This window comes from Actinobaculum sp. oral taxon 183 str. F0552, from assembly GCF_000466165.1.
Taxonomy (GTDB): Bacteria; Actinomycetota; Actinomycetes; order Actinomycetales; family Actinomycetaceae; genus Peptidiphaga.
Genome location: NZ_KE951450.1, coordinates 84,297 through 106,471, shown reverse-complemented (window position 1 = coordinate 106,471; position 22,175 = coordinate 84,297). Strand labels below are relative to the sequence as shown.

General features: G+C 70.2%; 23 protein-coding genes, 1 tRNA gene and 1 pseudogene. 15 read left to right on the top strand and 10 right to left on the bottom strand.

Going from position 1 to position 22,175, the window contains the following annotated elements:
• The 3 genes from HMPREF0043_RS07930 to HMPREF0043_RS10785 all read left to right on the top strand — a co-directional run.
• Positions 1–1,455, top strand: a 1,455-nt coding sequence (locus HMPREF0043_RS07930) for a helicase-related protein (protein ID WP_021602499.1), incomplete at its 5' end; no start/stop codon positions are given.
• Positions 1,452–3,605, top strand: coding sequence for a DUF1998 domain-containing protein (drmB, locus tag HMPREF0043_RS07925; protein ID WP_021602498.1), 2,154 nt, complete (start codon positions 1,452–1,454; stop codon positions 3,603–3,605). The genes HMPREF0043_RS07930 and drmB, both read left to right, overlap by 4 nt.
• A 209-nt stretch (positions 3,606–3,814) precedes the next feature.
• Positions 3,815–4,423, top strand: coding sequence for a phospholipase D-like domain-containing protein (locus HMPREF0043_RS10785; protein ID WP_232206084.1), 609 nt, complete (start codon positions 3,815–3,817; stop codon positions 4,421–4,423).
• 199 nt (positions 4,424–4,622) lie between these two features.
• Here the strand turns inward: HMPREF0043_RS10785 and HMPREF0043_RS07915 are convergent, their stop codons facing one another.
• Complete coding sequence (locus tag HMPREF0043_RS07915) at positions 4,623–5,966, bottom strand: nicotinate phosphoribosyltransferase (protein WP_040318138.1); 1,344 nt, start codon at positions 5,964–5,966, stop codon at positions 4,623–4,625.
• 70 nt (positions 5,967–6,036) lie between these two features.
• On the opposite strand from HMPREF0043_RS07915, the gene clpS reads away from it, so the two are divergent.
• The 6 genes from clpS to rdgB are packed head-to-tail and all read left to right on the top strand — an operon-like array spanning position 6,037 to position 10,191.
• Complete coding sequence (clpS, locus tag HMPREF0043_RS11545; protein ID WP_051317498.1) at positions 6,037–6,321, top strand: ATP-dependent Clp protease adapter ClpS; 285 nt, start codon at positions 6,037–6,039, stop codon at positions 6,319–6,321.
• Positions 6,321–6,977 (top strand): DUF2017 family protein, encoded by a 657-nt coding sequence (locus HMPREF0043_RS07905; protein WP_021602494.1) that lies wholly within the window; start codon positions 6,321–6,323, stop codon positions 6,975–6,977. Before clpS ends, HMPREF0043_RS07905 begins: the two co-directional genes overlap by 1 nt.
• 9 nt (positions 6,978–6,986) lie before the next feature.
• On the top strand, positions 6,987–7,877 hold the full coding sequence (gene murI, locus HMPREF0043_RS07900) for a glutamate racemase (RefSeq protein WP_021602493.1): 891 nt from the start codon (positions 6,987–6,989) through the stop codon (positions 7,875–7,877).
• Complete coding sequence (locus HMPREF0043_RS07895; protein WP_021602492.1) at positions 7,874–8,671, top strand: MBL fold metallo-hydrolase; 798 nt, start codon at positions 7,874–7,876, stop codon at positions 8,669–8,671. The genes murI and HMPREF0043_RS07895 overlap by 4 nt, the downstream gene beginning before the upstream one ends.
• 27 nt (positions 8,672–8,698) lie before the next feature.
• Positions 8,699–9,484 carry a ribonuclease PH gene (rph, locus tag HMPREF0043_RS07890; protein ID WP_021602491.1) on the top strand — a complete coding sequence of 262 codons (786 nt, stop codon included), beginning with the start codon at positions 8,699–8,701 and terminating at the stop codon, positions 9,482–9,484.
• Positions 9,481–10,191: an RdgB/HAM1 family non-canonical purine NTP pyrophosphatase gene (rdgB, locus tag HMPREF0043_RS07885; protein WP_021602490.1), complete on the top strand. Its 711-nt coding sequence runs from the start codon at positions 9,481–9,483 to the stop codon at positions 10,189–10,191. The genes rph and rdgB overlap by 4 nt, the downstream gene beginning before the upstream one ends.
• Positions 10,192–10,204: 13 nt before the next feature.
• Here rdgB and HMPREF0043_RS07880 read toward each other — a convergent pair whose 3' ends face one another.
• Positions 10,205–10,735, bottom strand: coding sequence for a DUF4916 domain-containing protein (locus HMPREF0043_RS07880; RefSeq protein WP_021602489.1), 531 nt, complete (start codon positions 10,733–10,735; stop codon positions 10,205–10,207).
• 367 nt (positions 10,736–11,102) lie between these two features.
• Here HMPREF0043_RS07880 and HMPREF0043_RS07875 point away from each other — a divergent pair.
• Positions 11,103–11,184 (top strand) — tRNA-Leu (locus HMPREF0043_RS07875).
• Between the two features lie 71 nt (positions 11,185–11,255).
• On the top strand, positions 11,256–12,044 hold the full coding sequence (locus HMPREF0043_RS07870; protein ID WP_021602488.1) for a TrmH family RNA methyltransferase: 789 nt from the start codon (positions 11,256–11,258) through the stop codon (positions 12,042–12,044).
• A 78-nt stretch (positions 12,045–12,122) separates the two neighbouring features.
• Here the strand turns inward: HMPREF0043_RS07870 and aroE are convergent, their stop codons facing one another.
• Together aroE and HMPREF0043_RS07860 are read right to left on the bottom strand one after the other, a co-directional pair.
• Positions 12,123–12,995 carry a shikimate dehydrogenase gene (gene aroE / locus HMPREF0043_RS07865; RefSeq protein WP_021602487.1) on the bottom strand — a complete coding sequence of 291 codons (873 nt, stop codon included), beginning with the start codon at positions 12,993–12,995 and terminating at the stop codon, positions 12,123–12,125.
• Entirely contained in the window at positions 12,992–14,851 is a 1,860-nt protein-coding gene (locus tag HMPREF0043_RS07860) for an AMP-dependent synthetase/ligase (protein WP_232206081.1), read from the bottom strand. The genes aroE and HMPREF0043_RS07860 overlap by 4 nt, the downstream gene beginning before the upstream one ends.
• A 167-nt stretch (positions 14,852–15,018) precedes the next feature.
• On the opposite strand from HMPREF0043_RS07860, the gene HMPREF0043_RS07855 reads away from it, so the two are divergent.
• Together HMPREF0043_RS07855 and HMPREF0043_RS07850 are read left to right on the top strand one after the other, a co-directional pair.
• The gene (locus HMPREF0043_RS07855; RefSeq protein WP_040318136.1) at positions 15,019–15,762 is read left to right on the top strand and encodes a fumarylacetoacetate hydrolase family protein; all 744 of its coding nucleotides are present in this window, start codon (positions 15,019–15,021) and stop codon (positions 15,760–15,762) included.
• Positions 15,763–15,770: 8 nt separating this feature from the next.
• Positions 15,771–17,021: an arginine deiminase gene (locus tag HMPREF0043_RS07850; RefSeq protein WP_021602484.1), complete on the top strand. Its 1,251-nt coding sequence runs from the start codon at positions 15,771–15,773 to the stop codon at positions 17,019–17,021.
• Between the two features lie 83 nt (positions 17,022–17,104).
• On the opposite strand, the gene HMPREF0043_RS07845 is transcribed toward HMPREF0043_RS07850, so the two are convergent.
• A complete protein-coding gene (locus HMPREF0043_RS07845) occupies positions 17,105–18,481 on the bottom strand; it encodes an FtsX-like permease family protein (protein WP_021602483.1) in 1,377 nt (458 codons plus the stop codon).
• Entirely contained in the window at positions 18,478–19,173 is a 696-nt protein-coding gene (locus HMPREF0043_RS07840) for an ABC transporter ATP-binding protein (protein WP_021602482.1), read from the bottom strand. Before HMPREF0043_RS07840 ends, HMPREF0043_RS07845 begins: the two co-directional genes overlap by 4 nt.
• Before the next feature lie 140 nt (positions 19,174–19,313).
• Here HMPREF0043_RS07840 and HMPREF0043_RS07835 point away from each other — a divergent pair, with 140 nt between their 5' ends.
• Positions 19,314–20,408, top strand: coding sequence for a sensor histidine kinase (locus HMPREF0043_RS07835; protein WP_021602481.1), 1,095 nt, complete (start codon positions 19,314–19,316; stop codon positions 20,406–20,408).
• Positions 20,405–21,067 (top strand): response regulator transcription factor, encoded by a 663-nt coding sequence (locus tag HMPREF0043_RS07830; RefSeq protein ID WP_021602480.1) that lies wholly within the window; start codon positions 20,405–20,407, stop codon positions 21,065–21,067. Before HMPREF0043_RS07835 ends, HMPREF0043_RS07830 begins: the two co-directional genes overlap by 4 nt.
• 60 nt (positions 21,068–21,127) lie before the next feature.
• Here HMPREF0043_RS07830 and rpmG read toward each other — a convergent pair whose 3' ends face one another.
• The 4 genes and pseudogenes from rpmG to HMPREF0043_RS11540 form a co-directional block, all read right to left on the bottom strand.
• Positions 21,128–21,295: a 50S ribosomal protein L33 gene (gene rpmG / locus HMPREF0043_RS07825; RefSeq protein WP_021602479.1), complete on the bottom strand. Its 168-nt coding sequence runs from the start codon at positions 21,293–21,295 to the stop codon at positions 21,128–21,130.
• Positions 21,296–21,532, bottom strand: coding sequence for a 50S ribosomal protein L28 (gene rpmB, locus HMPREF0043_RS07820; RefSeq protein ID WP_021602478.1), 237 nt, complete (start codon positions 21,530–21,532; stop codon positions 21,296–21,298).
• Entirely contained in the window at positions 21,532–21,654 is a 123-nt protein-coding gene (gene ykgO / locus HMPREF0043_RS07815) for a type B 50S ribosomal protein L36 (RefSeq protein ID WP_021602477.1), read from the bottom strand. Before ykgO ends, rpmB begins: the two co-directional genes overlap by 1 nt.
• A 79-nt stretch (positions 21,655–21,733) precedes the next feature.
• A pseudogene (locus tag HMPREF0043_RS11540) lies at positions 21,734–22,175 on the bottom strand (hypothetical protein); the annotation flags it as partial.

Here is a 22,175-nt window from a genome sequence, read left to right as displayed (position 1 = left end):
GGCCGGCCCGCCCGCCCCCTCCTGGTCGCCTCCTCGGCGACCGTGCGCAACGTCGCCGATCAGGTCCGCGGCCTCTACGGCCGCGACGTGACAATCTTCCCGCCCCAGGTGCTCGACGCGTCCGACACCTTTTTCTCCCGCACGCTTCCCGTCGATGAGGCACATCCCGGGCGCCTCTACGTGGGCCTGTCCACCACCGGGGTGCGCCTGACCGCCGCCGAGATCCAGACAACCCAGACCCTCATGGCCGGAGCCCAGCTCCTCTTTGATCGGCTCGGGGCCGCAGCCGACCCCTACATGACGCTCGTCGGCTACTTTTCCGCCACCCGGGAACTGGCCGGAATGGCCCGTTATATTCAAGACGACATTCAGACAGGTCTGGCCAAGTCGGGACGAGACTCTCACTTGCCGCGCCGCCGCGGCACAAACTGCGGTGCCCTGCACCTGGGCGAGCTCACTTCGCGCATCGCCTCCGCTGGCATCACCGCAACATTGGACCGTATGGCGCTCACCTTCGACCCCGACGTCGACTCCACGGCTGCGAGAGACGCCGTAGCCGCAGCCAGGCGCGCAGGGAAGCCGCTGGTCAGATGCAAACGCACGGCGAACCCCTACGACGTCGTCCTTGCCACTTCCATGCTCCAAGTGGGAGTCGACGTCTCCCGTCTCGGCCTCATGCTCGTCGTCGGCCAGCCCAAGAACACCGCCGAGTACATCCAGGCCACCTCCCGCGTGGGTCGGGACGCCGCACGCCCAGGCCTGGTCATCACCCTCGGCAACTGGGCCCGTCCCCGCGACCTGGCCCACTACGAGCAGTTCCGCCACTTCCACGAAACTTTCTACGCGCGCGTCGAGCCGCTGTCCGTCACCCCATTCTCCGTCACCGCGATCGACCGCGGTCTCGACGGCGCCCTCGTAGCCGCCGCCAGGGTCACCCAGGCCGGGCGCAGCGGCGGGCTCAACCCCGAGCACAACGCCGGGCGCATCGCCGAGCAGGCCGAGGCCCTGAACCGGCTCACCGAAGACCTCGCCACCCGCATAAGCGCGGCCGCCGGTGAGGAAGAGAGCCGGTACGCCCGAGACCGCCTGGCCGGCCGCGTGGGGGAGTGGAAGAAACGCCAGAGAAAAGTTGCGAACAAAGGCGGCGAGCTCGTCTACGAGCGCGGTGCCGACAACTCTCGTTACTTTCCGCTTTTGCGCTCGGCCGAGGCGATGAGCGGCCGCAGCCCGCAGCCCGACGAACCGCCGTTCGTCGTCGCCGGATCCATGCGGGAGGTCCAGCCCGAGATCAACCTCCTCGTCTCCCCGGACCCTCTCCGCCTTGCCGATACGGCGCTTGATAACGCCCCAGCTTGGCAGCGGCAGGAACCGAAAGACGAGAAAGAAGCCGGCGAACTCGGTGAAACCGGCATTGACGGCGGCATCGATGACGGCGCCGACAAGGAGGAACGGTGAGAGAAGGCCAGGACAATGAGGGAGTGAGCCCTCGGCGGGAAGTTCCAGATGCGACTGATGTCGACGACGGCATCGGCGTCGACCCCCTCGGCGACGCCGACGACCTCAGCCAGAACCAGGCCAAGAAGAACTTCGCCAAGGTCGGCTCTGCTCGCCCGACGACGCTGCTGTACACCTATGGCCCCGGCGCCATCATCGACCTGCCCCACTTCACGATTATGCCCACGGGTCTGGACGATTGGGAGCGGATCTGGCGCCGCCGCGCCGCCGATCCCGTCACCGTCCACGCACCCCGCCTCCTGGAGACGGTTCAGCTCATGCTCGGCCACCAGGTGGGCGAGCTGCGGCGTTTTCCCTGGCAACCCTCGCGGCCCGGCATTCGCCGTGACGGTGACGATCTCGGCGTGCCCGCGCGGGTCTTCCCCCAGTGGCTGCGCTGCACCGGCTGCGACCTTCTAGCGCCGCTGAGCCGTTTCGTAGACGGTTACACCAATACCCATCCCTTCCGCCCCGACCAGGCAATCTTCAAACACATCAACTGCCCTGGGCGTTTAACCCGAGGGAATGGACCTCGAAGGCTCAAGAACACGGACAAACGGAAAAAACTACATTCCCCTTGTGTTCCAGCCCGTTATCTCATTGCCTGTCCCAACGGACACCTTGATGAGTTTCCCTACGACTGGTGGGTTCACGAAGGGACCCACTGCGTCAAAGCATCTCATCCAGAGCTGGCTATGACTGACACATCCCAGGGAGTCGCCACCGCTTTCATCTCCTGCCGCGCCTGTGGAGCGCGCAGGGGGATGGCGCAAGCCCAAGGTGAGGAAGGCCGCAAGCGGCTCCCTCGCTGCCGAGGCCGTCATCCCCATCTGGGGACCTTCGAAAAGGACGGGTGCGAGGCCGAACCGCGCGTCATGCTCGTAGGCGCCTCCAACCTTTGGTTCGCCGCCACTCAGTCCATCATCGACATGCCGCGCTTCGATCCCGCCGAAATCAAACGGGATAGGGTCGAGATTCTCAGGCGCGGCGTTGGGAGCTGGAGGAAGAAGATCGGGACTGACACCGACATTCTCCGTATGCGCCTGGAGACGGCCGGCGCTGAGGCCGCTGCGCTCTGCGACCTGTCCGATCCGGAGCTCCTCGAGCTGCTGAGCGCCCTCGACGCCCCCGGGGAGAGTGACGACGACCGCCTCAAGCGGCGCGAAAACTGGGACCCGGTGGACCTCCTCGTCCCCGAATGGAACTACCTTCTGCAGGAACCTCCTGGGGACCGCCATGAAGACCCCGCCAGCGGCCTCGCGGTCTCCCCGCGCAGCCTCGGCGACGTGCCTGAAGGCGTGAGCCGTGTGCTCGCCGTCGACCGTCTGCGCAAGGTCAACGCCGTCCTCGGTTTCACGCGCGTCGACGACTACGACCGGGTCGATGACTCAGAGGCCCGGCTTGTGCCGCTGGCCCGTTCCGGCCACCCTTCCTGGGTTCCTGCCACCGAGGACCGCGGTGAGGGGATCTTCATCCAGCTCGACGAAGCGGCAGTCGCCGAATGGGAAGCCAAGGTGCTCGCCAGCCCCGTCTGGGCAGCCCACCGGGCCGCCCACCGCCGCAATTTCGAGCGGCGCTTCTCCGAGACCGCCAAACAGGTCGACCCCGACGATCGCCTGGCTCCGCCGCGCTATTGGCTCGTTCACACGCTTGCACACGGGCTCATTCGCCAAATGGCGATGTCCTCAGGCTACGGGGCCGCCTCCATCAGCGAACGCCTCTACGCCTGGCCCGCCACCGAGCGGCGAGAGGCCGCGGCGGGAATGCTGCTGACCACAACGGCTTCCGACTCGGATGGGACTCTGGGCGGGTTAGTTTCACTTTCTGAGCCTGCCCGTCTCGCCGAGATCATTGACCATACGCTGTGCGCCATGACACGCTGCTCTTCGGACCCCATATGCGCCCGGCGCATCCCTCAGGACCCCGAAGACTTCCTCCACGGCGCCGCCTGCCACTGCTGCACCATGGTCTCGGAGACCTCCTGCGAGCGCGCCAACCGATTCCTCGACCGCCGCTTCGTTGTGCCGCTGTCCGACTTCGAGCTAGGCCCCGGAATAGCTGACATGGCGGTGCCCGACCTCGCCTTTTTCAGCGATTACCGGGCAATGTGAGCCGCGTGTCCGCCGAGGATACTGAATCGCTCCGCGCTCTAGGGGCCTTTCTCACTGGGAGCGAGGCCGGCGGCATAGCCGCCCGCCTTGCGGCCGGGGCTACTTTAAGCCAGGCGCTCGGCGTCGTGCCCGCGCCCAGACGAAGGCGGGCACGAGAGTTGATGAACGCCGGAGGCCTCGGTCCGCAAACTAGAGAGCACTCTGTAGCCGTGCTCAGCGCCGTCGCCGGGGCGGCTGCGAAGCTGAGAGATGTGACCCCTGTATGGACGGCTCCGGCCGGCACCGTTGGCGGCGGGCCGCTCACAGGAGACGTCTTCGCATTGGTCGGCGGAGCCAATTCTTCCCTCGTCTGCGCCACTTTCAATCTGCAGCCCACGTCCGTGCTGTGGTCGGCTTTACTGACCCTGTGTCGGGAGAAACCAGGCGTTTCAGTACGCCTCTACCTGGACACCCAGGCCGCTGATGGGCCTTTCAGCGTGGACGTTGAAAAAGGAAACGTCCGACGCCGCTCAAAGCGTCACTCGGGACGCAGCATAAGTATGGACACCAACGAGGTCGCCCGTCAGCTGCGCGGCGCCGTCGTGATGCGGACCCGGGCTCCCGAAGGCGGGAAACGAGCCGTGACAAGCCATGCCAAGTTCCTCAGCATCGACCACCGTTTTTTGGTAGTGGGAAGCGCGAACTTCTCGTACAGCGCTGAAGAACGCAATGTCGAGCTCGGCCTTCGTCTCGACGACGCGGCGTTGGCAGGCAGCGTCGAAAAGCAGATGCATGATCTTGAAGCGAATGTCTATGAGCAGGTGCACTCGGGCCGGTAATGTCGAATCACACGGAAGACGTAAGAAAACCGACCCATCGCGCTTCGGCGGCCGAAGCCTGTGATGCGTGAGAGGGGCCGGTGTTTGTGCGTTTACCTTACACGAAGCGTGGGCCTTACGTTGCGTGGAAGTTTGTTTTTCGCTTCACATTCGTGGGCTTTACACGAAGCGTGGACTCTTGTTCAAGAAGCGGGAGGCGTCAGTCGTCTCCCTCGAAGATGTCGACCGTCTTGGTGGGCACCGCGGGCTCGCCGCGGGAGAGGCGCCAGCCGTCGTAGGGGAGCTCGGCGCGGGAGCGGGCATGGCATTCCGCGGCGGCGGCGATCGCCCGCTCGCCGATGTAAGGCTCGTCCACCTGGCCGCCGTCGATGAGCTTGACCTGCAGGGGCCGTGCGCCCGCCCGTTCGAGGTAGTCGAGGCCCTCCTGCCAGCTTCCGGCGGAGACGACGAGCTCCTGCGCGGAGTGCCCGCGCTCGTCGCGCACGCGCCCGGCGACCTTCAGCCCGCCGGCGCTCTTCTTGTTCTGGGAGGCCTTGGCCACTTCGTGCATCCGGCCGTCGGCGCCTTCGCGCTGGACGAGCTTGTAGACCATCTCCGCGGTGGGGTGGCCCGAACCCGTCACGAGCTGGGTGCCCACGCCGTAGGCGTCGACCGGGGCAGCGCCGAGGGCGGCGATCGCGTACTCGTCGAGGTCGCTCGTCACCGTGATCTTGGTGGATGTGGCCCCCAGGTCGTCCAGTTGCCGGCGGACGGTGAAGGCCTGGGCGATGAGATCGCCGGAGTCCAGGCGGACGGCCCCGAGCTCCCCGCCGGCGGCCCGCGCGGCGGCCACCGCCCGTTCGACACCGCGGGGGATGTCGTAGGTGTCCACCAGCAGGGTGGTCCCCGGGCCCATGGTCGCGATCTGGGCGGCGAAGGCCTCCTCCTCGCCGTCGTGGACGAGGGTGAAGGAGTGCGCGGACGTCCCGGTGATCCGCAGGCCGTACCGGCGGCCCGCCTCCAGGTCCGACGTCGCCTCGAAGCCCGCGATCACCGCGGCGCGCGCGCTGTGGACGGCCGCGACCTCGTGGGTGCGGCGGGCCCCGAATTCGACGCAGGGGCGGCCGTGGGCGGCTGCGGTCATCCGCGAGGCGGCCGTGGCCACCGCCGAGTCGTGGTTGAGGATCGAGAGGATGACCGTCTCCAGGACGCAGGCCTCGGCGAAGGTCCCCAGGACGGTGAGGACCGGCGAATGCGGGAAGTAGCATTCGCCCTCGGCGTACCCGTAGACGTCGCCGGTGAAACGGTAGCCCTCCATCCACTCCAGCGTCCGCTCGGAGACGATTCCCGCGGATTCGAGGTAGGCGATCTCCTCTGGGCCGAAGCGGAAGTCCCGGATGGCCTCGATCACGCGGCCGGTTCCGGCGACGACGCCGTACCTCCTCTCCCCGGGCAGGCGCCGGGCGAAGACCTCGAAGACGCTGCGCCGGCCCGCCGTGCCCGATGCGATCGCCGAGTCGACCATCGTTAGCTCGTACATGTCCGTGAGTAGTGCCGTTGACATGCACCAACGATACCGCGAGCGGCGAAACGGGGCTGGACGGACGGCGGCGACCAGTCGGTAAGATGTGAGGGTGAGCTCCCAACCTTCGCCTTCGTCGGCGCCCGTCGGCCGGACGCTGCGCGCGAGCGGTTGGCAGACGGTCGTCCACAACGACCCGGTGAATCTCATGTCGTACGTCGAATGGGTGTTCATGGCCTACTTCCGCCTGCCGCAGCGCCGGGCGCACCGCCTCATGCTCGACGTGCACAACAACGGCCGGGCGGTCGTCTCCAAGGGCCAGCGGGAGCAGATGGAGGCCGACGTGCAGGCTATGCACGGCTTCGGCCTGTGGGCGACGATCGAGGAAGTCCCGTAATGGAGAGCTTCAGACCGTGGCGCGGAGGGTACCTCGCCAAAGCGGACTCCACGGAGCGGAAATTCTTCGCCGGGCTGGCCTCGGACGTCGCCTTCATGCTCGGCCGCCCCCTCGACCGCATGCTCCAGGACGCCCAGCGCGGGCCGGACGAATCCGACCCCCTGGCCGCCTACGAAGCCGAGTTCGCGGGGATCGACGGCGAGGACGGGCAGGCCTCCGACGAGTTCGGCCACCCCATGGACGAGGCCTTCCACCGGCTCCTGCCCGACATGTCCGAAGACCCCGAGCAGGCGCGCACGCTGCGCGAGATGACCCAGGACTCCCTGGCCTCCGTCAAATCCGAACAGCTCCTGGTCTTCTACCGGTCGGTGACGGCCTCCACCGATCACGTCTGGGTCGGCAACGAAGACATGCCCGCCTGGATAAGCGCCGTCAACTCGATCAGGCTCGTCTGCTCGGCGAGGCTGGAGATCACCGACGGAGAGTCGGCCGAGGACGTCTACAGGCGGGCCCAAGCCCTCACGGGCCTCTCGGACGGCGGAGAGGGCCGGGAGATCGACAACACGGAGGATCTTCTGGCGGTCCTGTACTCGATGCTCACGTGGTGGCAAGAGTCACTGCTTGCTGCGGTGAGGAACAAGCAGCTGCGCGGTTAAGCTCGCTCTATGGATTCTCGGCCGATCGGCGTATTCGATTCCGGGGTGGGCGGCCTGACCGTGGCCCGCGCCATCATCGACCAGTTGCCGGATGAGTCGGTCCTCTACATAGGCGACTCCGCGAACACCCCGTACGGCCCCAAACCCATCGCGCGCGTCCGCGAACTGGCCCTGGGCATCATGGACCGCCTCGTGCAGTCCGACGTGAAGATGCTGGTCATCGCCTGTAACTCCGCGTCGGCCGCCGTGCTCCACGACGCGCGCGAACGCTACCAGGTCGGCCACGGGATCCCCGTCGTCGAAGTCATCCAGCCGGCGGTGCGCCGCGCGGTCGCCGCCACCCGCAACGGCAGGATCGGCGTCATCGGCACGGAGGCGACGATCGGATCGGGGGCCTACGACGACGCCTTCGCCGCCGCCCCCCACCTGGAGCTGACGACGGCGGCCTGCCCGGCCTTCGTCGAACTGGTCGAGAAGGGGATCACGGCCGGCCCGCAGGTCCAGGAGGTCGCCGAGCGCTACCTGGGCCCCGTCCGCGAGAAAGGGGTCGACACCCTCGTCCTCGGGTGCACCCACTACCCCCTCCTGGCCGGGGCGATCTCCTACACGATGGGGCAGAGCGTCACCCTCGTCTCCTCCGCGGACGAGACGGCCCGGGACGTCTACCGCCGGCTCGCCGTGGGCGAAGCCTTCGCGCCCCCTGGCGGCCGGCCCAGCCGCCGCTTCCTGACCACCGGCGACCCGGCCTCCTTCGGCGAGCTCGCGCGCCGCTTCCTGGGGCCCGAGGTCGGCTCCGTCCACTCAACGCGGGAGATTAGCCGCAGTGACCTGATCTGCAGTGACTCCGGATCGCACCGACAGCCCGGCTCCGTCCCCTCGACGCAGGAGATGAAGCGGTGAGGATAACCATCGTCGGCTGCTCGGGCTCGATGTCCGGACCGGCGTCAGCGGCTTCATGCTACCTCGTCCAGGCGGATTCGACGGACGAAGCCGGCAGGACCCGGACGCACTCCCTCGTGCTCGACCTCGGCCCGGGAGCCATGGGCCGGCTCCTGAACTACCTCGACCCGGCGGACCTGGACGCCATCGCCCTGTCCCACCTGCACGCCGACCACTGCACGGACATCGTCGGAATGCAGGTGTACAGGCGCTGGATCCCCGGCGGCCCCCTCGACCGCATCCCCGTCTACTCGCCCCAGGACGGCCTGGCCCGGACCCGCCAGATAGGGGGCGACCCGCAGGAGGAGACCTACGCGGGCGAGTTCGACTTCCACACGATCGGCCCGGGCGACGTCGTCGAGGTCGGCCCGATGCTCGTCGAGGCCTTCGAAGCCGAGCACACGGTTCCGGCCGTGGGGTTGCGCATCATGGGGCCCTCCGAATCCGATCCGAGGGCCGAAGCCGCCTTCGCCTACACGGGCGACACCGACCTGTGCGACACCGAGGTCGAGATGGCGCGCGGGGTCGACCTCCTCCTGTCCGAGTGTGCCTTCGAAGACGGACGCGACACCGTCCGCGGCGTCCACATGGTCGGCTCGCGGGCCGGGGAGTTGGCGAGCCGCGCGGGCGTCGGGCGGCTGCTCCTGACCCACCTCCAGCCGTGGACGGACCCCGAGACGGTCCGACGCGCCGCCGAAGGCGCCTTCGACGGCCCCGTCCGCTGCGTCAAGCCGGGGGAGGCCTACCGCGTCTAGCGCCCCCGCCTTGGTAGTCTCGTAGCCATGAACACGTGGACTCGCGCCGACGGGCGCGCCGCCGACTCCATGCGGCCCGTATCCATCACCCGCCGGTGGCTCGAGACGGGCGAGGGCAGCGTCCTCGTCGCGTTCGGGCGGACGACCGTCCTGTGCGTCGCCTCCCTGACCGAAGGGGTGCCGCGCTGGCGGCGCGACTCCGGCCTGGGATGGGTGACGGCCGAGTACTCGATGCTCCCACGCGCCACGGGCGAGCGCTCCCAGCGCGAATCGGTCAAAGGCCGGATCGGCGGGCGCACCCACGAGATCTCCCGGCTCATCGGCCGGTCCCTTCGCGCGGTCGTCGACATGAAGGCGCTGGGGGAGAACACGATCCAGCTCGACTGCGACGTCCTCCAGGCCGACGGCGGCACTCGCACGGCCTCGGTCACCGGCGCCTTCGTCGCCCTCGCCGACGCGGTGGACTGGGCGGTCGGAAGGGGGATCGTCGTGCCCGACGCGACCAGGCCGGTGCTCGGCGACACCGTCAGCGCCGTCTCCGTGGGGATCGTCGACGGCACCCCCGTGCTCGATCTTCCCTACGAGGAAGACTCGCGCGCCCAGACCGACATGAACGTCGTCGCCACCGGAAGCGGCGCCTTCATCGAAGTGCAGGGGACCGCCGAGCACGCGCCCTTCAACAGGGGCGAGCTCGGCCAGCTCCTCGACCTGGCCGAGAGCGGGACGGCCAGGCTGTCCGCCCTCCAGCGCGAAGCCCTGCACCGGGGGGATCCGATCGACCCGCGCATCGTCGGCGGCCCGAGCCTGACATGACGGCGACTGCGGCGGAGCCGCCCGCCAGCGGATACGAGGCTGCGCCCGGCCTCGGCGGCGCGGCGGCGAGGGCGTCCAGACCCCGGCCCGACGCAGGCCGGCGGATCGTCCTGGCGACGAGGAACCGGCACAAGGCGGAGGAGCTCAGGGCGATCCTCGCCCCCCTCCTGCCCGGCGTGGCCCCCGGCCGGATCCTCGACGCGGGGGGCTTCGATATCCCCGAGCCCGTGGAGGACGCCGTCACCTTCGCCGGGAACTCCCTCATCAAGGCGCGTCAACTGGCCGAGGCGACCGGGCTCGTCGCGCTCGCGGACGACTCCGGCCTGGCCGTCGACGTCCTGGGCGGCGCCCCCGGCGTCTTCTCGGCGAGGTGGTGCGGCGTGCACGGCCGGGACGGCGACAATCTGGAACTGCTCCTCGCCCAGCTGGCCGACGTGCCCGAACGGCACCGGGGCGCCTCGTTCGTGTGCGCCGCGGCCATGGTGACGCCCGACGGGCGGGAGTACGTCCGCGAGGGCCGCATGCGGGGCAGACTGCTCGCCGAGCCCCGCGGCGCGAACGGCTTCGGCTACGACCCGATCTTCGCGCCCGAGGGCTACGACGTATCCTCGGCCGAGCTGCCGCCCGGCGAGAAGGACGCGATCTCCCACAGAGGCAAGGCTTTCCGGGAGCTGGCCGGCCTCCTCCGCGCCGAGCTGGGGGTCTGAGGCGCCGGGCCCCTCAGATGGCGCCCATGTGCGCCAGGGCTTGTCGCAGCAGCACGGCGTGGGCGGGGATGAGCTCCGCCTGGAGGTCGCGGGTGCGGGCCTCGCCGGGAGTGAACCACGTGAATTCGAGCGAGGCCGAGCCGGGGTTGCAGTCTCCCTGCATCGGGATGGCATAGGCCAGCGAGATCGCGTGCTGCCGTTCGTCGTACCACCCCTCGCCGGGCGTGGGGAAGTACTCTCCGACCGTGAACGGCGCGATCGAAACCGGCAGCTGCGGCAGGGCCACCGGCCCCAGATCCTTCTCGATGTGCCGCAGCAGCGCCTCTCGAACCGACTCGTGGAAGAGGATCCGGCCCGACGGGAAGGCCCTGCTGATCCCCTCGTCGTCGGCGCACAGGAGCATGCCGACGGCTTGGAGCACGCCGTGCTCGTCGACCCGGACGGGGACGATGTCCACGTAGACCATGGGAACCTTGTGCCGGACGTATTCGAGGTCCTCGGGGGACAGCCAGGAGCCTATGGAGTCGGAGTCGATTTCGCTCATGGATTTCAGTGTGCCAGCCGCGCGGCCTCGCATGCCAGGTGCGCTGTGCCACGGAGCCGCGGATTCGCTGCCCTCCCGGCCGCGGAGGGTTCGGCTTTTCACGCCGGGTGAACTTCGGGCGCCCTGCGCGGGGCGGATCCAGCGGGGTGAGGCATTCGACCGCCTCCACGCCGGTGCGGAGGCGGGCCGCCGACCGGCGGTGTCCGGGTCGCCGAGGAGCTCGTGCGGCGCGCCGCCCGACCTTCGCGAGCCGGGGCCGGACCCGACCGACCCCGCCGGTGGGGGTGGAGTCGACGACCGCACGGCCACTGCGAGCCGGGGCCGGACTGGAACCGTTACACTGGAGGGGCCCGGAGACGGGCGCCATGCGCGAGTGGCGAAACTGGTAGACGCGCCAGATTTAGGTTCTGGTGCCTTCGGGCGTGTGGGTTCGAGTCCCATCTTGCGCACCGTGCGATCCCCGCCTTCCTCCGCCGGAGACCGCGGCCGGGGAAAGCGGGAGGCAGGCGAAAGGGATGGCATGCAGGAGATCGAGGCGGCGGACGCCCCACAGTGGAAGCTGTCGCGAGTCAAGGACATCTTGCGCGGCGGCGGCAGGAAGGCGATCGTCGTCGACGACGAGGAGAACATCGTCGACGCGATCGAATACGGCGTGCAGATCGAGGAAATCTACTGTTCGGAGGGCTATTGCCCCGAGATGGAGGCGACCGCGGAGATCCTCCGCCCCTACGAGACGTTCCGCCTCGCGCCCGCGACGCTCGCGCGCCTCTTCAAAGCCGAGAAGAGGTCCCGGATCTTCGCCGTCGCCAAGGCCCCCCGACGCCGCCGGCTCGAAGACCTGCGCGGCGCGGACGGCGACGTCGTCGCGCTCGACGGCGTCCGCCTGCTCGGGAACATCGGCGCGATCGCCCGGACGGCGACGGCGTTCGACGCGGCCGGCCTCGTCCTGCTCGACAGCAACCTGACGTCCGTCTTCGACAGGAGGCTGACGCGGGCCAGCCGGGCCCTGAACTTCGCGCTCCCCATCGTCCTCGCGGACAGGCGGGAGTTCCTCGCCTTCGCCGAGGACGACGCCCGGCCCGTCGTGCTCCTGGACCGGGGAGGGACCGGCACCCTCGAGCGGAGCCTGTCCGCGCCGCACCCCGTCGCCCTGGTGATGGGCAGCGAGCGGACGGGGGCGTCCGAGGAGATCGAAGCCGCCGCCGCGGTCCGGTGCGAGATCCCCATCTCCGGCAGGGTGGAGTCGCTGAACGTGTCCGTCGCCGCGGGGATCGCGCTGTACGCCAGGAGCCGCGCGAGACGCGGGTGACGGCCCGGCGCCGTCCATCCCGGCCGGACTGGGAGCGCCCGGGAGCCCGTCCCCGCCCGGCGGAGGCGCGGCCTGCGATCAGCCCTCGGCCTCGATCGCGGCCCGGATCCGCTCGACCGGCATCGACGCCCCCAGCCATATTTCCTCGGCGACGGCCGCCTGCCACAGGAGCATGCCCAGCCCGCCGATCGGCCGCGCCCCCGACCGGGCGGCCAGTGCGAGGAGCTTCGTCTCGCGCGGATGGTAGACGGTGTCGACGATCGCCTGACCGGGGCGCATCCACTCCGCCTCGACGTTGGAGACGCCCTCCAGCGGGGCCATCCCCGCGCGGGTCGCGTCGACGACGATGTCCGCGGCCTCGACCTCGGCGGCCAGGGCGGCCCGGTCGGCCGCGTCGGCGAACGCCATGTCCGCCCCGGTTCGGTCGGAGACGGCCGCTACCCTCTCGGCCGCCGCCGCGAAGGATGCATCCCTGCGCTTGAACACGGCGATGCGGGCCGCGCCGTCGAGCGCCGCCTGCGTGAAGGCCGCCGAGCCGGCGCCCCCCGCGCCGATGACGACCATGCGCGAGCCCGCGATCTCGAAGCCCTCCTCGGCGATCGAGCGCAGCAGCCCCGCCCCGTCCGTGTTGTGGCCGACGAGCCGGCCTCCGGCGCATTCGACGGTGTTGACCGCGCCCATGAGCTCGGCCGCGGGCGACAGGGCGTCGAGGTGGTTGACGACGGCGGCCTTGCACGGCATAGTCACGTTCAGCCCCGCGTACCCCAGCGCGCGGGCGCCCGCCACCGCCTCGCCGATGCCGTCCGCCTCCACGTCGTGGCACAGGTAGACGTAGTCGAGGCCGAGCTGGGCGAAGGAGGCGTTGTGGATGGCTGGGGACAGGGAGTGCCCGACCGGCGAGCCGAGGAGGGCGAAGACCCCGGTCCTCCCGGACACGGCGTTCGCGGTCATGATCGGCCGCCCCGCCGCGCGCCGCGCTTCCTCCGCCCGCCGCCGGCCTGCGGTCCGCGAGCGTCCCGGTAGAGCCCGTCCACGGTGGAGGCGTACCGTCGCAGGACCTCGTCCCGCTTGACCTTCATGGACGGGGTGAGCAGCCCGTTGTCCTCCGTGAAGTCGCCAGGGACGATCACGAACTTGCGGATCGACTCGGCCCGCGAGACCTGGGCGTTCGTCCGGTCGACGGCCCGCTGAAGAGCCTCGAGGACCCTCGGATGCCCGGCCGCCGAAGCGGCGTCCATGCGCGGCAGGCCGTGGTTGCGCAGCCACCCGGGGAGCATCTCGGCGTCCAAGGTGACGAGGGCCCCCACGAAGGGGCGCCCGTCGCCGACGGCCACCACCTGCGAGACGAGCGGATGGCCTCGCAGTCTGTCCTCCAGCACGGCCGGGGCGACGTTCTTCCCGCCCGCGGTGACGATGAGCTCTTTCTTGCGGCCCGTGATCGTGGCGAACCCGTGCTTGTCGATCGTCCCGATGTCCCCCGAGTGGAACCAGCCGTCGCGGTCCACGGCGTCCGCCGTGGCCTGCGGATCGTTGCGGTACCCCCGGAAGATGTGCGGGCCCTTGAGGAGGACCTCTCCGTCCTTGGCGATCTTCACCGCGCCGGCGGGGATCGGCTGGCCGACCGACCCCATGACGACCCTGCCCGGCCGGTTGGCGGCCGCCGGGCCGGTCGACTCCGTCAGCCCGTAGGCTTCGATCACCGTCAGGCCGATGCCGCGGTAGAAGTGGCCGAGGCGCTTGCTCAGCGGGGCGCCCGCCGATATGGCGAAGCGGCAGTCGGGCCCGAGGGCCTGGGTGAGCCTGTCCCACACGAGGCTGCGGGCGATTTCCCGCTTGAGGCCGAAGACGGGGCCGTGGAAGGACTTGCGCGAGTTGTCGACGGCCACTCGGGCGGCCCATCGGAAGGCCTTCAAGCGCATGCCCCGGGTCTTCGCCTCTGCGGCGTTGTAGACCTTCTCCAGGACCCGGGGGACGCACAGCAGGGCGGTCGGGGAAAAGGCTTGGATGTCGGCCAGGAGGTTGCGCACGTTCGGCACGTGTCCGATCCGCCCCCGCCCGGCGATCGCGTAGACGAAGACGATGCGCGCCATGATGTGGGCCAGGGGCAGGAAGAGGAGGACCCGGGCGTCAGGCGTGTCGATGACCTCGCGCTCGGAGACGAGGATGTTGAGCGCGGAGGCCACGAAGTTTCCGTGGGTCAGCTCCACCCCCTTCGGATTGCCGGTCGTGCCCGAGGTGTAGATGACCGTCACGAGGTCGTCGCTCGTCAGGGCCTCCTTGCGTTCGAGGACCTCGGACTCGGGCACGTCCGCCCCCGCGGCGTAGAGCCTGGTCATGCCGTCGGCGTCGTAGACGACGCTCGCCAGCAGTCCGGGGGTGCGGACGCTCTCGACGAGGCCGGCGTGCGCGGCGGTGTCGGTCAGGACCAGGCGGACCGCGGAATCGGCGAGGATCCAGCGGATCTGTTCGGCGGAGGCACTCTCGTAGATGGGGACGACGACTCCGCCCGCGTACTGCACGGCCATGTCCAGCAGGCTCCACTCGTAGGAGGTCGCGCCGAGGATGGCGACGGTCTGCCCCGGCTGCAGCCCCATCCCGACCAGGCCGCGCGCCGCGCGGATGACGTCCTCCTCGAACTCTCCGGCGCGCACCTCGACCCAGGCCGCGCCCAGCTCCGACCGTCGCTCGACGCACACGTCGTCGGGCGTGCGCGCGGCGCGGCGCGACAGCAGCCACGGGACGGTCATGGTCTTCTCGATGGCGGCTGCGGGTTTGTCGGACCAGGATCCGTCGCGATGCCTCTTCACGTGTCCTCCAGACGTTCTCGGGCGGTGTATGTCAAGGGTAACCCGCGTGGGCGCGGGTGGACGGACGATCGGCTCGGAGCGAAGAGCCTGGTGGGCCGTCGGGCCGGATGCGCCCCCGGGATGACCGGATGCGCCTCCGGGATGAGAGGCCAAGTAGGATGGCATCCATGAAAATCGCACGTCTGGGGCTCGACCGGGGGCCCCGCTACGCGGTCCTCGACGAAGACTCCGACGAGTTCGTCCTCCTGTCGGACGACCCCCTGTTCGGATCCGTCACGCCGACGGGCCAGCGCCTGCCAGCCGACCGGGCCCGCCTCGTCTCCCCGATGATCCCGCGATCCAAGGTCGTCGGCTTCGCCGGAACCTACGACGAGGAGCCCTGCGCCACCCCGGCCGGCCTGACCGTCTTCCTCAAGCCGAACACGGCCGTCGTCGGCCCGGGCGACCCCATCGTCCCGCCGGCCTTCGCCGACCGCCTCTCCCACGGGGCCGAGCTGGCCGTCGTCATCGGGAGGGTGGCCAAGGACTGCCCCGTCGAGAGGGCCGGCGAGGCGATCTTCGGCTACACCGTCGCCAACGACGTGACGGCGCAGACCCGGGACGTCGCCTGCGCCAAGGGCTTCGACACGGCCTGCCCCCTCGGCCCGGTCATCGACACCGACGCGGACCCCGGCGACCTCGCGCTCACCTCGCGGGTCGACGGCCGGGAGCGCCTCTCCGGGAGCACCGGCCAGCTCGCCTTCTCCGTCCCCGAGCTCGTCTCCTACGCCTCCTCGATCTTCACCCTGCTGCCGGGGGACGTCATCCTCACCGGGTCGCCGCACGGCCGGGGAGACGTCGAGCCGGGCCAGACGGTCGAGGTCGAGTGCGAGGGCATCGGGGTCCTCCGCAACCCCGTGGCACGGCGATAGGAGAGACCATGGCGCACGACACCGTCCCGGCGGGGGCGCCGGCCGAACCGTACGTGGGTTCGGAGACCGGGCCGCTCAGGCAGGTCATCCTCCACCGCCCGGGGCGCGAGATCCACAGGCTCACCCCCTCCAACATGGACGACATGCTCTTCGACGACGTCCTGTGGCTGGAGAAGTCCCAGGAGGAGCACGACTGCTTCGCCGAGCTCCTGCGCTCGCGCGGAACCGAGGTCCTCTACCTGACCGACCTGCTGGCCGAGACCCTCGCCGACCCCCGCGCACGCCGGCACCTGATCGGCTACGCGGTCACCGAGGAGAACTGCGGGATCGCACTGGCCGGGGCCGTCCGGGAGTACGCCGAGGCGCTCTCGCCCGCCGAGCTCGCCGACCTGCTCATCGTCGGGCTGACCAAGCGCGAACTGCTCGACGCCGTCCCCGCCCCCGGCTCGGTCACCCTGGCGAGCATCGACGAGGACGACTTCCTCCTGCCGCCCCTGCCCAACCACCTGTTCACGCGCGACACCTCCTGCTGGATCTACGGAGGGGCCTCCGTCAACGCGATGCGCAAACCCGCACGGCGCTGCGAGGCGATCAACAACGAGACGGTCTACTCCTTCCACCCGCGCTTCTCGGGCTCCCGGCTGTGGAGCGACGGCATCGCCGCGGGCTCGGCCACCATCGAGGGCGGCGACGTCCTCGTCCTGGGCAACCGCTCGATCCTCGTCGGCCTGAGCGAGAGGACGAGCCCGCAGGGGATCGAACGCTTGGCCTCCCGGCTGTTCGCGGAAGGCGAGGTGGACTGCGTCGTCGCGCTCAGCCTGCCCAAGACCCGGGCGCAGATGCACCTGGACACCGTCATGACGATGGCGGACGAGGGCACCTTCCTCAAATACGGCGGGCTGGGGATGCTGCCGTCGCTGACGATCCGACCGGGGGACGGACCCGACGAGTTCGACGTGACGGCCAACCCGCCGGACGGGATGCACGACGCGATCGCCCAGGTCCTCGGCCTGGACTCGCTGCGCATCCTCACGCCCTCTCAGGACGTGCCGGCCGCCGACCGCGAACAGTGGAACGACGGGTCCAACGTGCTGGCGGTGGCGCCGGGGGTCGTCGTGGCCTACGAGCGCAACGTGACCACCAACGACTACCTGGAGGCCAACGGCGTCGAGGTGCTGACCATCCCCGGAAGCGAGCTGGGGCGGGGCCGCGGCGGGCCGCGGTGCATGAGCTGCCCGACGAGACGCGATCCCCTGTAGGCCCGCCTCAGTCGGCTTCCTGCGCTCCGCGGACGCGGTGGGCGGGTGGGCGCGCGCCCACCCGCCCACCGATCGTCGGCCGGTCAGTCGTTGCGGCGGCGCTGGGACGCCAGCACGTGGGATTCGAGGGGCTCGCAGGCCAGGAGGGCCAGGAGCGAGAGCACGATTCCGGCGGTGAGCGCGAAGGCCAGTCGCCTCAGCCCCGCGTCGCTGACGTCGTCCGCGGCCATCAGGAGGGCCAGTCTCCGCCCGAGGAACGCGAAGCTGACCGTCGTCAGCAGGAGCGGTCCGATGATCTGATAGACCCTCGTGAGCCCGAAGACCCTGCGGGGGAAGCCGACCTGGGTGAGGGCCTGGGTCTGCCGCGCCCGGTCGAAGACGCCCGACGCCTGGTTCATGAGGGTCGACAGGGCCGCCACGGCGAATCCGAATCCGATCGTGATGAAGGTGCCGGTGCTCACGTCCTGGCCGAAGACCTTCTGAATGTCGGCGCGCGGGCCGTCGGCGTTGACCTCCGGGATCGAGGCGACGTAGCCCGCGATGAGGCACAGCAGCGCCAGGGCGCTGACTTGCCTCCACGCGGCCTTCGGGTTGTCGATGATGCGCCGGGCGGCCAGCAGGCGGGGCACGGAACGGGTCCGTGTGAGCAAGCGGGCCAGATTCTGGAGGACCCACGGCGCCATGAGCGAGATTCCGCCGATGACGGCTCCAAGGAACAGGGCCATGCTCAGGTAGGTGTTCGCGTCTGTGGTGGAGGGATTCGTGGTCGACCACGCCCAGAAGGCCGCGATGGCCGCGATGAAGGCGATCGGGCGCCAGTACTTGAGCGCGGGGCTGGTCTCGTGGCGCGTCACGCCGAGCGGGGAGATGCGGACCCGCTGGAGGCCGGCCGTCGTCGCGATCACCGTTATGAGGAGCAGCGCGGCCAAGACCAGGAACAGCAGGTAGGCCGGGAGGACCATCTGGGAGGGGGCGATGGGGGTCTTGAGGAACTCGACGCCCCTCCAGGCGGGCAGCGTGGCGAAGTACAGCGCCACGCCGGCACCCGTGCCGATGATCCACTGGACGAGGGTCTCGACGATCGTCATGGCCACGGTCTGGCCGGATGTGACGCCGACCAGTCTGAGCGAGGCCAGGCGGCGCGCCCGGGCTTGGGCTCCCAGGCGCGTGGCCGAGGTGCCGAGGGAGAAGATGGGGATGACGAGCAGCGCCGCCGCGAAGATCCCGAGCGACAGGTACAGGTCCAGGTAGGACCTCTCGCCGTGCGCGGTCGCCAGCATGCTCGCCGTGGGGTGCAGGCTCCATCCGCGGAACATCCAGATCCCGCCGGCGACCGTGAGGGCCATGAGGGCGGAGATGGCGAAGGAGACGACGGCCAGGACGTCGAGCCAGGCGTCCCCCTTGCGGGATTTCAGCCGGGCGGCCGTCAGCGCGGGGGCCAGTTTGAGGGCGGGGTTCATCGCGCGCCTCCCGTCTTGCTGTCGGCGTGGATCCGGCCGTCGCGGATCTCGACGAGGCGCTCGCACCAGGCGGCGACCTGGGGGTCGTGGGTGACCACGACGAGGGTCGCTCCGCTCATCCGGCAGGTAGTCGTCAGCAGCTGCATGACCTCGTGGCCCGTCGCCTGGTCGAGGGCGCCGGTCGGCTCGTCGGCGAAGACGACCGCGGGGGAGGCGGCCAGGGCCCGGGCGATGGCCACGCGCTGGGCCTGGCCGCCGGACATCTCGCCGGGACGGCGGTTCGCCTCGTCCTCCAGCCCCAGGCGCCTGAGCCAGTCGTCGGCCGCGGAGATGGCGGTGCGCCGGGACGCGTCGCTCAGCATGAGCGGGAGCGCGACGTTCTCGTTCGCGGGGAGCTCGGGGACGAGCTGTCCGTCCTGGAAGACGAACCCGAAGTGCTTCAAGCGCAGCCGCGACCGGCTCTTGTCCGGCAGCCCGGACACGTTCTTGCCGCCGAGGCAGATCTCTCCCGAGGTCGGCGTGAGGATGCCCGACAGGCAGTGCAGCAGCGTGGACTTCCCGGACCCGGAGGGCCCCATGATGGCCAGCGCCTGGCCCGAGGGGATGTCGATGTCCACGCCCGCCAGGGCGTGCACGTTGCCGAAGTTCTTGACGAGGGCCCTACCGGTGAGGGCGCGGTTATCTGTGCTCATGCCTCCATTCCACCGTCATCGCGCCGGCCCCGCCATGGCGCTGGCTATCGAAGCGCGGTAGAGCCAGGTCTACCCTTCGACGGGAGGCGGGTGCAGGAGGCGGATGCTGGGAACGGCGGGGCGGCGCCTAATATGGAGGGGTGAACCCCCACTCCCTGGGCGCTCGCGACCTGAGCGAGGCCGAACGCGCCGTCCTGCGGCGGATGAGGCGCGCGAACCTCGTGGCGGGGCTGGGGATCGGATGCTTCGCGGCCGTGAGCCCGTTCGCCCTCTACGCCGCGCTGGGGCTCCTGGAAGGGGCCCTGCCGGTGGACGCCTACGCGGCCGTCGCGATCGGCGTCATCGCGGTGGCCGCGGGGCTGGGCTGCCTCCTCCTGCGGCGGGCCCGGCGGATGGTCCGCTCCGCACTGCTTCGCGGATACGGGGATCTGGCGAGCATGACCCCGGAGGAGGTCGCCGAGCTCACGGAGTCCCGCCGCGAGATCGTCGCCGCCTTCGAGATCGAGCGCCGCCGCATCGAACGCGACCTGCACGACGGCGCCCAGCAATTCCTCGTCACCGCCTCCATGGACGTGGGGGAGGCGAGCCTGCTGCTGGACTCGGCGACGGTCGGCGACCGCGTCGTGCCCGAGCGGATGGCGCAGGTGCGCCGCCTCCTCGACAAAGCCCAGGACGACTCGGAGGCCGCCCTGCGCTCCCTGCGCTCGACCGTGGCGGGCATCCACCCCAAGATCCTCTCGGACCTCGGATTGGAGGCGGCCGTGCAGAGCCTGTGCTCCTCGAGCAGCCTCGACGTCGTGCTGCGCGTCCCGCATCCGCTGCCGGCCATGCCCGAGGGCGTCGTCGCCGCGGGGTACTTCCTCGTCTGCGAATCCCTGACGAACGCGGCCAAATACGCTCCGGGCGTCCGCGTCACCGTCCTTCTGGCCGCCGACGAGTCCCTCCACGTCTCCGTCAGCGACGAGGGCCCGGGCGGAGCCGTCATCCGTCCCGACGGCGGACTGTCGGGGATGCGCGAACGGCTGGCGGCCTTCGGCGGGACGATGGGGCTCGTCAGCCCCGCGGGCGGGCCGACGGTCGTCTCGGCCCGCATTCCGCTCCTGCTGCTGCGGGGCGAATTCGGAGTCGTCCCGCCCGCTGGGCATCCCGCCGGCCCGCCGGGTGCGGCCGGGGGAGAACGCCTGGCCGGCTCCCAGCCGGCCGATGCCGCATACGAACGCGAGGAGAGGGAATGAAACTGATCGTCGCCGACGATTCCGCGCTGTTCCGGGAGGGGATGGTCGGCCTTCTCGAACGCCAGGGCCACGAGGTCCTCGCCCAGGCCGCCACGGCCCCGGAGCTTCTGGCCGCGGCCGCCCGGCACGCCGCCGACGTGCTCGTCACGGACGTGCGCATGCCCCCGGGCATGGCCGACGACGGTCTGCGCGCCGCCGTCGAGCTGCGCGAGGTCCAGCCGGCGACGGGGATCATGGTCCTGTCCCAGTACGTCGCCCCGGCCTACGCGACCAGGCTCTTCGAACCCGCGGCCCCGGCGGAGGGCGTCGGCGGACTCGGCTACCTCCTGAAGGACCGGGTGGCGCGCGTCGCCGATTTCATCCGGTCCCTCCAGGTCGTGGCGGCCGGGGGTGTGGTCGTCGACCCCGAGGTCGCCGCGTCGCTCGTGCGCGGGGGCCCCTCCCGGTTCGCGGACCTGACCGCCCGCGAGGTCGAGGTGCTCGAGCTCATGGCGCAGGGCCTGTCGAACCAGCAGATCTGCCGCAAGCTCTTCCTGTCTTCGGCGGCCGTCTCCAAGCACGTGGCCAACGTGTTCTCCAAGCTCGGAATGGCCCCGGGGGAGGAGAATCGGCGCGTGCGGGCCGTCCTCGCCTACCTGACGGAGACCTCCCTGCGGTGAGGCGGCATCGCGAGCCGTTGCCGGTTCGCGATGAATCCCCGGCGGCGCTCGGATCCCGCCTCAGCGGGCCTCTGTGAACTCGACGTGCCTGCGGACGACGGGATCGAACTTGCGCAGCGACATCCGCTCGGGATCGTTGCGCCGGTTCTTGCGCGTGACATAGGTGTAACCCGTCCCCGCCGTCGAGACGAGCCTGACGATCGGGCGCGCGTCCTTGCCCTTGGCCATTCAGATCCTCTCTCCGCGGGCGAGCATGTCGGCCACCACGGCGTCGATGCCCCGCTTGTCGATGGTCTTCATCCCCTTGGCGGACACGGTCAGCCTCACCTTTCGCCCGAGCGAGGGGACCCAGTACGCCTTCCTCTGCACGTTGGGATCCCAGCGGCGGCTCGTCCGCTTGTGCGAGTGCGAGACCGCCTTGCCGAATCGCGGTTCGCGGCCGGTGACCTGGCAGCGGCGCGACATCAGCCCTGCCGCCCTTTCATCCGGGGATTGGCCTTGTTGACGACGTAGAGGCGTCCCCGGCGCCTGACGACCTGGGCGCCGGGCTGATTCTTCAGGCTTTTGAGCGAGGCTCTGACTTTCATGAGGGCATTCTAACGAGAATGAGAATTATTCTCAAATAGATGGGCTAGCGTCCCGTCTCCGCACTCGCGCGCCTCGCGGCTATCCCGCGAGGACGTCGCGGCGCCGATAGGCCAGGAAGGCGGCGACGGCCGAACCCGCCACGCCGAATGCGAGCAGGCCCACGGCCTGGGGGACGTGCTCGACGTGTCCGGGGGAGAAGGACCACCCCAGGAGCGTCGAGTCGAGCATCCACTTCGGCAGGTTGAGGATCCCGCCGAACCACGACAGGGCGAACGACCACCCGACCGCCGCCCACGCAGCGGCGGTCAGCCTCCGGGAGGCCGCATAGAGCAAGCTGCCGAAGCCGATGGCGAAGACGGCCGCGGGCCACTGGGTGACGGTTCGCCAGGCGGCCTCGCGCCCGGACGTCCAGTCGAGGGAGGCTCCGACCGTGACCGCGAGGGCCGCCGCGCCCGCGGCCGACAGGATCGCCGACTCGACCGCCGCGGCCGCCGCCTGGCCCGCCAGGACGTTGCGGCGG